This is a genomic window from Halapricum sp. CBA1109 (assembly GCF_009741825.1).
In the GTDB taxonomy this organism is placed as follows: domain Archaea; phylum Halobacteriota; class Halobacteria; order Halobacteriales; family Haloarculaceae; genus Halapricum.
The window spans coordinates 1-9,276 of the sequence record NZ_WPCA01000112.1 but is presented as its reverse complement, the minus strand read 5'-3'; the positions used below and the strand labels follow the sequence as shown (position 1 = coordinate 9,276).

Annotated in this window: 10 protein-coding genes and 2 pseudogenes; 7 read left to right on the top strand and 5 right to left on the bottom strand. The window is 68.1% G+C overall.

Annotated elements, in window-relative coordinates; all coding sequences use genetic code 11:
* From GJ629_RS18050 to GJ629_RS11855, 4 genes and pseudogenes are all read left to right on the top strand, one after another.
* Positions 1-91, top strand: a pseudogene (locus GJ629_RS18050) (J domain-containing protein); the annotation flags it as partial.
* Between the two features lie 52 nt (positions 92-143).
* Positions 144-821 carry a phosphoglycolate phosphatase gene (locus GJ629_RS11865; RefSeq protein WP_157513253.1) on the top strand — a complete coding sequence of 226 codons (678 nt, stop codon included), beginning with the start codon at positions 144-146 and terminating at the stop codon, positions 819-821.
* Positions 822-1,154: 333 nt separating this feature from the next.
* The gene (locus tag GJ629_RS11860; RefSeq protein ID WP_157513252.1) at positions 1,155-2,759 is read left to right on the top strand and encodes a GTPBP1 family GTP-binding protein; all 1,605 of its coding nucleotides are present in this window, start codon (positions 1,155-1,157) and stop codon (positions 2,757-2,759) included.
* A 69-nt stretch (positions 2,760-2,828) separates the two neighbouring features.
* On the top strand, positions 2,829-3,200 hold the full coding sequence (locus GJ629_RS11855) for a permease (protein ID WP_157513251.1): 372 nt from the start codon (positions 2,829-2,831) through the stop codon (positions 3,198-3,200).
* Here GJ629_RS11855 and GJ629_RS11850 read toward each other — a convergent pair whose 3' ends face one another.
* Both GJ629_RS11850 and gatD read right to left on the bottom strand, forming a co-directional pair.
* Positions 3,201-4,106 carry a GNAT family N-acetyltransferase gene (locus tag GJ629_RS11850; RefSeq protein ID WP_157513250.1) on the bottom strand — a complete coding sequence of 302 codons (906 nt, stop codon included), beginning with the start codon at positions 4,104-4,106 and terminating at the stop codon, positions 3,201-3,203.
* Positions 4,107-4,146: 40 nt separating this feature from the next.
* A pseudogene (gatD, locus tag GJ629_RS11845) lies at positions 4,147-5,390 on the bottom strand (Glu-tRNA(Gln) amidotransferase subunit GatD).
* 103 nt (positions 5,391-5,493) lie between these two features.
* Here gatD and GJ629_RS11840 point away from each other — a divergent pair.
* Genes GJ629_RS11840 through GJ629_RS11830 form a run of 3 tightly spaced genes read left to right on the top strand, consistent with a single transcriptional unit; the run spans position 5,494 to position 6,648 of the window.
* Positions 5,494-6,015 carry a hypothetical protein gene (locus GJ629_RS11840; protein WP_197428577.1) on the top strand — a complete coding sequence of 174 codons (522 nt, stop codon included), beginning with the start codon at positions 5,494-5,496 and terminating at the stop codon, positions 6,013-6,015.
* Positions 6,016-6,055: 40 nt separating this feature from the next.
* Positions 6,056-6,328 carry a hypothetical protein gene (locus GJ629_RS11835; protein WP_157513249.1) on the top strand — a complete coding sequence of 91 codons (273 nt, stop codon included), beginning with the start codon at positions 6,056-6,058 and terminating at the stop codon, positions 6,326-6,328.
* A complete protein-coding gene (locus GJ629_RS11830) occupies positions 6,325-6,648 on the top strand; it encodes a hypothetical protein (protein ID WP_157513248.1) in 324 nt (107 codons plus the stop codon). The genes GJ629_RS11835 and GJ629_RS11830 overlap by 4 nt, the downstream gene beginning before the upstream one ends.
* Here GJ629_RS11830 and GJ629_RS11825 read toward each other — a convergent pair.
* The 3 genes from GJ629_RS11825 to GJ629_RS11815 are packed head-to-tail and all read right to left on the bottom strand — an operon-like array spanning position 6,645 to position 8,782.
* Positions 6,645-7,295 (bottom strand): ArsR family transcriptional regulator, encoded by a 651-nt coding sequence (locus GJ629_RS11825; RefSeq protein ID WP_157513247.1) that lies wholly within the window; start codon positions 7,293-7,295, stop codon positions 6,645-6,647. The genes GJ629_RS11830 and GJ629_RS11825 overlap by 4 nt on opposite strands.
* A 56-nt stretch (positions 7,296-7,351) precedes the next feature.
* Positions 7,352-8,329 (bottom strand): aldo/keto reductase, encoded by a 978-nt coding sequence (locus tag GJ629_RS11820; protein ID WP_157513246.1) that lies wholly within the window; start codon positions 8,327-8,329, stop codon positions 7,352-7,354.
* A 39-nt stretch (positions 8,330-8,368) separates the two neighbouring features.
* Positions 8,369-8,782: a hypothetical protein gene (locus tag GJ629_RS11815; protein ID WP_157513245.1), complete on the bottom strand. Its 414-nt coding sequence runs from the start codon at positions 8,780-8,782 to the stop codon at positions 8,369-8,371.
* Positions 8,783-9,276 lie beyond the last annotated feature (494 nt).

The window sequence follows — 9,276 nt, the reverse complement described above, 5'->3', positions numbered from 1 at the left end:
GGTCAAGGAGGTCCACCCCGACACCGAGGGCGGCGACGAGGAGCGGTTCAAGAAGGTCAACCGGGCCTACGAACGGTTGCGCGAGGAGTGACCGCTCGGTCGAGTCGGAACCCCGATGTGCCTCGCCCTGTTCACCCCGAGATATGGAGCCGCCGCCACTGGCAGTCGACATCGACGGAACGCTGACCGACGGGACCGGAGCGCTCGATTTCCGGGCGTGTTCGGTCGTCGCCGACTGGCCGGCACCGGTCGTCGTCGCCACCGGGAAGTCCTTCCCCTATCCCGTCTCGCTGTGCCAATTTCTGGGGATTCCCGTGCGGATCATCGCCGAGAACGGCGGTGTCGTCGCCGTCGCCGACACGGACGCGGTCGAGTTCCTCGGCGACCGGGCCGCCGCACAGGCCGTCGTCGAGGCCTACGAGGCCGCGGGCTACGACATCGGCTACGCCGAGACGGACTTCGCCAACCGCTGGCGGGAGACGGAAGTCGCCCTCTCGCGTTCGGCCCCGCTGGAACCGCTGACCGAACTGGCCGAGGAACACGGCCTGGAAGTGATCGACACCGGCTACGCCTACCACGTCAAGGACCCGGCGATGAGCAAAGGGGCGGCGCTTTCCGTCGTCGCCGAGGAGCTCGGCACCGAGCCGTCGGCGTTCGTCGCCGTCGGCGACTCCCAGAACGACGCCTCGACGTTCGAGGTGGCCGGCGACGCCGTCGCCGTCGCCAACGCCGACGACGCCGCCCGGGCGGCCGCCGACCGCATAACCGACGCCGGCTACGGCGACGGTTTCCGCGAGGCCGTCGACCGCTATCGGCAGTGACCGACGCCGGTCGCGGAAACCACTCGATTGGAGTTGGGTACAATTTTCTCGTTCGTTACGAAAGTAATTTTAATACGGTCCGGACCCAACTATCGGATGGTCTCCACGCGCGACGCAGGGGAGACCAGACGGTCGTAGTGAACACGGAAACTGTCGGCCGTCGGACCCACCACGCGAGTCCGCTTGCGTGGACCGCACCCACCACCACCCACCACAGCCACCGTCGTCCCCCGGTGGCCACTGGGTACGGCCACCGGGGCTCTCTTCGATTTCGGAGCCCTATAGAGTCCTACCCAGCGAAAGCTTATGCTGACGCCGCCACTACGAGCGCTCATGAGCCCCGACCGGGCTGTCCTGCAGCGCGCAATCGAACGCGGCGAACGGGAGGGTGGCAGCGTGGAGTTCAAGGAACGACTCAGCGAGGACCTCCACGCCAACGAGGGGCGCTTCGAGAGTCTGGCGGCACAGCTACGCCACCGCGTCCTCTCGGGCGACGGCGAGGCGACGTACGTCGTCGGCGTCACCGACGACGGCGGCATCGCCGGCATCGAACCCGACGTCTTCTCGGAGTCGATGGACGTGCTCTCACTTTTGGCCGAGGAGGCCGGCGCCCACATCGAGGAGGTCCAGACGTGGAGCGTCGAGGAGGACGGCCTCGTCGGCGTCGCCACCATCACCGAGGGGACGGTCCTCCGTGACGACGAGCACATCGTCGTCGGGACGGCCGGTCACGTCGACCACGGCAAGTCCACGCTCGTCGGGTCGCTGGTCACCGGACAGGCCGACGACGGGCAGGGCGGCACCCGGTCGTATCTGGACGTCCAGCCCCACGAGATAGAGCGCGGCCTCTCGGCGGACCTCTCCTACGGCGTCTACGGCTTCGACGAGGACGGCCCGGTCCGGATGGACAACCCCAACCGGAAGTCAGACCGCGCGAGGGTCGTCGAGGAGTCAGACCGCCTCGTGAGTTTCGTCGACACCGTCGGCCACGAACCGTGGCTGCGGACGACCATCCGCGGCATCGTCGGGCAGAAACTCGACTACGGACTCCTGACGGTCGCCGCGGACGACGGGCCCACGAAGACGACCCGGGAACATCTGGGCATCCTACTGGCGACGGACCTGCCGACCATCGTCGCCATCACGAAGGCCGACGTGGTCGACGAGGAACGCCTCGCCGAGGTCGAACGCGAGGTCGAACGCCTCCTGCGTGACGCCGACAAGACGCCCCTGCGGATGGCCCGCTACGGCGTCGAGACGGCCATCGAGGAGATATCCGACACCGTCGTCCCGGTGTTGCGAACCTCGGCAGTCACCAAGCAGGGACTCGACGAACTCGACGAGCTGTTCGAACACCTCCCCAAACAGGAGGGCGCCACCGAGGAGTCGTTCTCGATGTACGTCGACCGGACCTACAGCGTCACCGGCGTCGGGGCCGTCGCCTCCGGCACCGTCAACACCGGGCGCGTCGAGGCCGGCGACGAACTCCTGTTGGGCCCGATGGCCGACGGCTCCTTCCGGGAGGTAGAAGTTCGCTCCATCGAGATGCACTACCACCGCGTCGACGAGGCCGAGGCCGGCCGCATCGTCGGCATCGCCCTGAAGAACGTCCGCGAGGCCGACATCGAGCGCGGGATGATCCTCCTGCCGCGGGACAGCGACCCCACGGCCGTCCGGGAGTTCGAGGCCGAAGTGATGGTCCTCAACCACCCGACGCGCATCGGCGAGGGGTACGAACCGGTCGTCCACCTCGAAACCATCAGCGAGGCCGCCGCCTTCTACCCCGAGGGCGGGCAACTCCTCCCGGGCGACAAGGGCAACGCACGCGTCCGGTTCAAGTTCCGCCCCTACTGCATCGAGGAGGGGCAGCGGTTCGTCTTCCGCGAGGGCCAGTCGAAAGGCGTCGGCACCGTCACCGACATCACCGGACCGGAGTGAGCGGGTCGGCCCGTGACGGGCGGTTTTGGCGACGTATACTTATCACGCCGTGTCGAGAAGCACCGCGGTATGGACCGCCGAACGACGTTCACAGCGGTCGGTGCGGGAATCACCTCGTTTCTCCTCGTCGCCGTCGCCGTCATCGAACTGCTGGCGTTCGAGTTTGCCGCTATCGTCGGCCTCCCCGTCGGGTTGCTCGTCGGCGTCGCCGTGGCGGGCGTCCTGTTGGTCCGCGGCGGGCGACTCCGGCCGGCCGTGGGTCGTACCGTGACCGCCTACGCGGCCTTCGGTGTCGCGGTACTCTGTCTACTCGTACTCAGATACGTGAACGTCGGCCGTGACGTGCTCACGTTCGACGTCGTCGTCGGCGCCAGTCTGGCCACGGTCGTGGTCGTGTACGTCGCGCTCTCGTTGTCCGACCGCGACCACGGCCCGGAGTGATCACCGACCGGTCAGATCCGCTGCGAAGACGAATATCGGCTCGTCGCTGATGGGCACCCGGGCGGCGGCCACGTCCGAGACGGACCGCGCCGTCTCGGGGATCAGTACCCGCGTCGCGTCGGCGTCGACGCTCGCGGCGTCGGCGGCGATGGCCGAGAGGAGCGCCGCGGCCGCCGCCGGGTCCTCCCACGCCGAAAAGCCGTAGACGGCCGTCCGTTCGCTCCCGTCTTTGGTGTCGCGTTCCTCGACTCTGACTCGGGCCGTACTCGCCCGCGTCCCCGCGTCGTCCTGCAGTGCCAGCGGCCGGCCGTCCTCGAGGCCGGCGAGTCGCTCCCGGGTGGCCGCCGACAAAGACCACGACTCCCCGGGGTCGGTCCAGAGGCCGCCGAGACGGTCGTAGGCGTCGCTCCCGTGGTAGTGTGCCCACGCCGCGTCGGGGTCCTCGACGGGTGTCAGCGACGGGTCAGCGCCGGCGTCGGGTATCGGTTCTGCCCACCGCGCTTCGATTGCCGGGTCGAACCCCGTCGCGCGGGAGTTGCCCATCCCGGCCCCGTTCCACGAGAAGACCATATTTCGGGCCGTCCGGATGCCCCGGTCGTGACACCACTCGAACAGCGTCTCGACCATCGCTGCACCGATGCCCGCCCCGCGGTGGTCGGGGTGGACGCGCATCCCTTGGAGCCACCCCTCCCACGGCGAGAGGACCGTCGCCTGACAGACGCCGACGGCCGACCCGTCGACGTCGGCGACGACCGTTCGCTGGTCCTCCCCGTCGGCGTCGACCCACTGCGGGAACACCTCTGGGACGTAGTCGCCGACCGAGCGGTCGGCCCACGTGTCCTCGGTGAACGCCCGCACGTCCTCGTGGTCATCGCGCGTCGCCTTCCGGACGGTCGCCTCGCTCATAGTCGGTGTTCAGGCAGGCGGCCAAAGAAAGTTCCCGGCGTTACTGCCAGGGCGTCGAGCGGTCCTGAATCTCGCCGGCCAGCGAGGTGGCCATCGCTTCGGCCGGGTCGTCGGCGTTCGCCAGCACCCACATCAGTTTCACCTTCGCCGTGCCGGGGAGGGTGTCCTCGCCCTCGATGCGCCGGCCTCCAGTAGGTCCCGCCCGGTGTCGTAGACGCGGTCACACACCCGGCCTTCCAGACACTGGCTGGTCATCACGACCTCGGTCCCGCTGTCGGTGAGGTCCGCGACGTACTCGATCCAGTCGGTGTTGACGTGGCCCAGTCCCGTCCCTTCGAGGACGATGCCGGCCTTGTCGTCGTAGGCCTCCAGGACTGCGGGGTCACACCCGGGCGTGAACTTCACGAGTTCGACCTCGGTCTCCAGGTCGGGGGCGACGTCGAGGTCCGTCGCGCCGCGTTCGGCGTACTCCCGGCGGAAAGTGACCTCGCGGGAGTCGTAGTCGACACGGCCGAGCGGTTCCGCCCCGACGGTCTCGAAGGCGTCCCGGCGGGAAGTGTGGTTCTTGCGGGCGCGGGTCCCGCGGTGGAGGGCACAGGCCTCGTCGGATTGGTCGGCGTGCATACAGATCATAACCTCCGCGGCGTCGGCCGTGGCGGCCTCGACCGCACAGACGGCGTTCATCACGTTGTCCGAGGAGGGCCGGTCGGCCGAGCGCTGGCTCCCGGTGAAGACGATGGGGACCGGCGTATCGAGCATAAACGCCATCGCAGAGGCCGAAAACTGCATCGTGTCGGTGCCGTGCATCACGACGACGCCGTCGGCGCCCGCCTCTATCTCCTCGTGGATAGCGTGGGCGAGGTCCTGCCAGACGGCAGGCGTCATATTCTCGCTGAGGATGTTGGCGACGACGCGGCCGCGGTAGTTCGCCATCCCGGCCAGGTCCGGGACCGCCCGCAGGACGTCCTCGGCGTCGAACTGGGCGGTGACGGCGCCGGTGCGGTAGTCGACGGTCGAGGCGATGGTCCCGCCGGTCGAGATGAGCGACACCGTCGGGAGGTCCTCGTCGAAGGTTATCTCGGAGCTGTCCGACTCGGTCTGGGCGTCCTCGATGTCGTAGACGTCCGAATCGAGGACGGTCACGTCCGCGGCCGCGCGGTCGACACCGACGTTGTAGCCGCTGTCGAGTTTGACCACGAGGGTCTCGGCCGTCGAGGACGGCAACAGCACGCCCTCGTGGGTCTGGTCGTCGCGGTCGACGCGGACTCGGTCGCCGGGATTCATAGTCGTCGCTACCGGGTACGCGGACTTGAAACCATTCGTTTGTCCGGCCAGCGCATTTGTGGCTCCCACGCCAACGGGGCGGTATGCTCGGAGGTGGCTCGTCGTGTCGTGGCTGTTGACGCTGTCGTACGTCGTCCACGTCGCCGCCGCGGCGTTCTGGACCGGCGCGATACTGTTCTACGCGTATCTGGTCGTCCCGGCCGGCGGACGGTCGTGGCTCGACCGCGCGGCGATGAACGTCTTGCTCGACCGCCTGCTGCGCGTGACCCGCTGGACCGGCATCGCGCTCCCGGTGACCGGCTTCTACCAGTGGTGGGTGCTGTACCCGGTCGACCCGGGCGCGTTGCTCGGGACGACGCGGGGATGGCTCGTCCTCGCGATGCTGTCGCTGTGGGGCGCGCTCAACGGCCTGCTGGAGGTCGGTATCTACCGGATGCGCACGGTCGGGGGGTCGGTCGACCCGGTGGCGTACCTCGCGGAGGGCTTTCTGGTCGACGGCGGCGTCGACGGCGTCGCTACCGAGCGGTTGGCGGCCGTCGGCCGGCCGTACGTCCTCGTCTCGCTGGCGCTGACCGTCGGACTGCTGGTCGATGCGGCGCTGCTCGCCGGCGGCGTCCCTCTCTGAGGGGAAAAAGTCCTTGAGTCTCCGCGGCGGAGTGACCGGTATGGCCGAGCGCACCGACGAGCGGACACGCGAACGCGAGGACGTCGACCTCGACGGACTCGGCGATACGGAGCCCGACCTCGGCGAAATCGGGGACGTAGGGGGCGACACCGCCGACACGGAGTCCGGTATCGGCGAGTCCATCCGCGGCCTCGGTGGGTCGCCGACCGGGAGACGGCGGCCGAATCCGAATCGTCGACCGGCAGTCGGCTCCCGAGCCTCGGCGTCCGCGAGCGAGTCGGGAGCCTCTTTTCGGCCCGGCTGTTCGGGATGATGCTCCTCGTGACGACGGTGCTGTCGTTCGTCGCCGGGACCGTCGTCCCCCTCGTTCCGGGGAACGTCGCCGGGCTACTGGGGGTCTTCGCGGCCGGGTTCCTGCTCGGCGCGGTCGACGACGACCGACACTACCTCGAAGTCGGCCTCGCAAGCGCCTTCGCCGGCGTCCTCACGGCCGTCCTCGGCAACCTCGTGCTCACCGTCGCCGGGCTCGGCGTCCCGATACTGGCCGCCGGCGCGACGGCGAGCGGCGTGCTCGGGCTCCTCGGCCACTACGTCGGTCGGGACCTGCGGGACGGCCTCACCCGGGAGCTCTAGTCGCTGAGCGTCCACCCGGCGTCGGTCTGTTCGACGAGTCCCTCGCGGCTGAGCACCGCGAGGACGTCCTCGACGACCGGCGGCGGCGCGTCGACGCGACGGCTGACCTCCGGGAGGTCGGCCGTCCGGTCGGCCAACACGAGCAGTATCTCGACGGTCAGGCGCGCGTCCCCGCCCTCGATCCGTTCGGCGATGTCCTCCATCACGTCCGTCAGCCGACCCTGCACCCACCGCTGGGCCAGCGATAGCTCGTCTCTGAGGCGTTTGAGCTGTTCGAGGTCCGAGGTGAGTTCCCCGAGGTCCGAAGCGTCGCCCGGGTCCATATCGATAGAGAGGTGCCGGCAGGTCGTCAGGTCCAGCCCCGCGCTGGCGGGGTAGGCGCTCTTGGTGCCGAAGTCGTATGGCGAAACTGAGACTTCCAGTCGGAAGCCCCGGGAGATGTAGAAGTACTTCCGGCGCTGCTCGTCGACGCGGCTCTCGACGAGGTTCGCTGCCTCCAGTTTCCGGAGGTGGTCGATGACGGCTTTCGGACTGACCCCGAGGTACTCGCTGATCTCGGTCACGTAACACGGCTTGCGCGACAGCAGTCGGAGGATGCGACGGCGGTTCGCGTTGCCGAGAAGGTCGAGTAGCTCGGCGGAGTCCATTCACCTCACGTTAGTTCTTCGAGTATATAAGCCGTGCTGTACCTGACATATATTTGTCAGTCGTGGCCGGAGACGGGCACCGGCTCGTATGGCTCTTCGAGGTAGGCCTGTTCGGACGACGAGAGGTCGATTTCGAGGGCCTCGACGGCGGCTTCGAGGTGTTCGACGCTGGTCGTCCCGACGATGGGCGCGTCGACGACATCCTGATGAAGCAGCCACGCCAGACTGATCTGTGCCATCGAGACGCCTTTCTCCTCGGCCAATTCCGCGACGCGTTCGTTGATTTCCTCGCCGCCGCCCTCGAAGTAGGGATGTTCGCGTGCGTAGTCATCGGTCTGTCCCCGCGTCGTCGCGTCGAACTGTTCGTGCGGTCGTGTGAGATACCCACGGGCCAGCGGGCTCCACGGGAGGACGCCGACGCCCTCGCGGTCACACAGCGGCAGCATCTCGCGTTCCTCCTCCCGATAGAGCAGGTTGTAGTGGTTCTGCATCGTCTCGAAGCGCTCTAGGCCCTCGCGCTCGCTGGCCCGCAGGGCGTCGGCGAACTGGTGGGCCCACATCGAGGAGGTGCCGACGTGGCGGGCCTGCCCGCGCCGGACGGCGTCGGAAAGCGCCCGCAGCGTCGTCTCGATGGGCGTGTCGTAATCCCAGCGGTGGGTCTGGTAGAGGTCGACGGTGTCCATCCCCAGCCTATCGAGCGAGTTCGACAGTTCCTGTTCGATAGCCTTCCGGGAGGCCCCGCCGGAGTTGGGGTTGTCCGCGTCCATCTGGAAGTACCCCTTCGTGGCGACGACCTGACTGTCGCGGTCGTAGTCCGCGAGGACGTTCCCGAGGACGCGTTCGCTCTCGCCCTCTGAGTACATATTGGCCGTGTCGAAGAAGTTGATGCCCAACTCGATGGCGCGCTCGATTATCTCGCGGCTCTCGTCCTCCGCGAGCACCCACTCGCGCCAGTCGGGAGTGCCGAAGCTCATACAGCCCAGACAGATGCGGCTGACCTCGATACCGGTCGATCCGAGCGTCGTGTACTCCATACGGGAACCGGGAGCGGTGGCGACCTAAATCCCACGGCGCTACGGAAAGCAGGCGACGACTCGTCCGCTCTCGAAGGGGTCCGGGTCCAAGGCGTCCCGGTCGACGCCCGCCTCGCCGGCCCGCTCGGCGCGGACGACCGTCGTCGGGTCGAGGTAGTACGAGACGTAGACGTTCGGGGAGTCGTAGTGTGCCCCGCTTTCGAGGGTGCCGCTGTAGACGGTTCTGAACCGAACGACCGCCGCGTCCGGTGGCGCGTCGTAGGTCCTCGTGTCGGTGACACCGCCGCTGTACTGGACTAGCGTCTCGGCGTTCTGGATTTCGGCGTTCCGGCGGTAGGCCGCTTCGAACCGTTCGAGATACGCTATCGCCGACTCGTCGGTGAGCGGTTCGGGTGGCTCTCCCGGGTAGTCGATTGGCTGTACCGCCGCGTTCTCGTCCGTTTCGGGCGGCATCGGTCTGGCGGCATCGTCACAGTCGACATCAGGGCGGGACTGGGGAACAGTCGTGTCCCGGGTCGACGGCGAAACGGTCGGCGATTCGACAGCCGAACGAGACTGAGAACCAGTCATGTCTCGGGCGGTCGGCGACCCATCGTCGGACCGCTCCGAACAGCCGGCGACCGACAACGAGAGGGCGCTTCCGGCGAAAGCGAGGAGGGTACGGCGGCGCATCGTGACCGAGGCGAGACGGGCCACCGGTAAGTGTTTTCTCCCGGGATGGATGTCGCGGAAAAGAACGAACACCACGGGAGACCACTGAGCGGTGGCCGCGAGCGAGTGGCGCGGCCCGCGCGGCCGCGCCCGAGCGAGTCGGGGAAGGGCAGGGCCGCTGTGCGGGTGCGGTGCTGTGGCGGTCCAGCATACGGCGCGAACATCGTGAGCGCCGTTTCACTCCGCGCGACCGACGGGAGCGCGGAGGGAATTTTTCCCCACGTTTTTCTGACCGA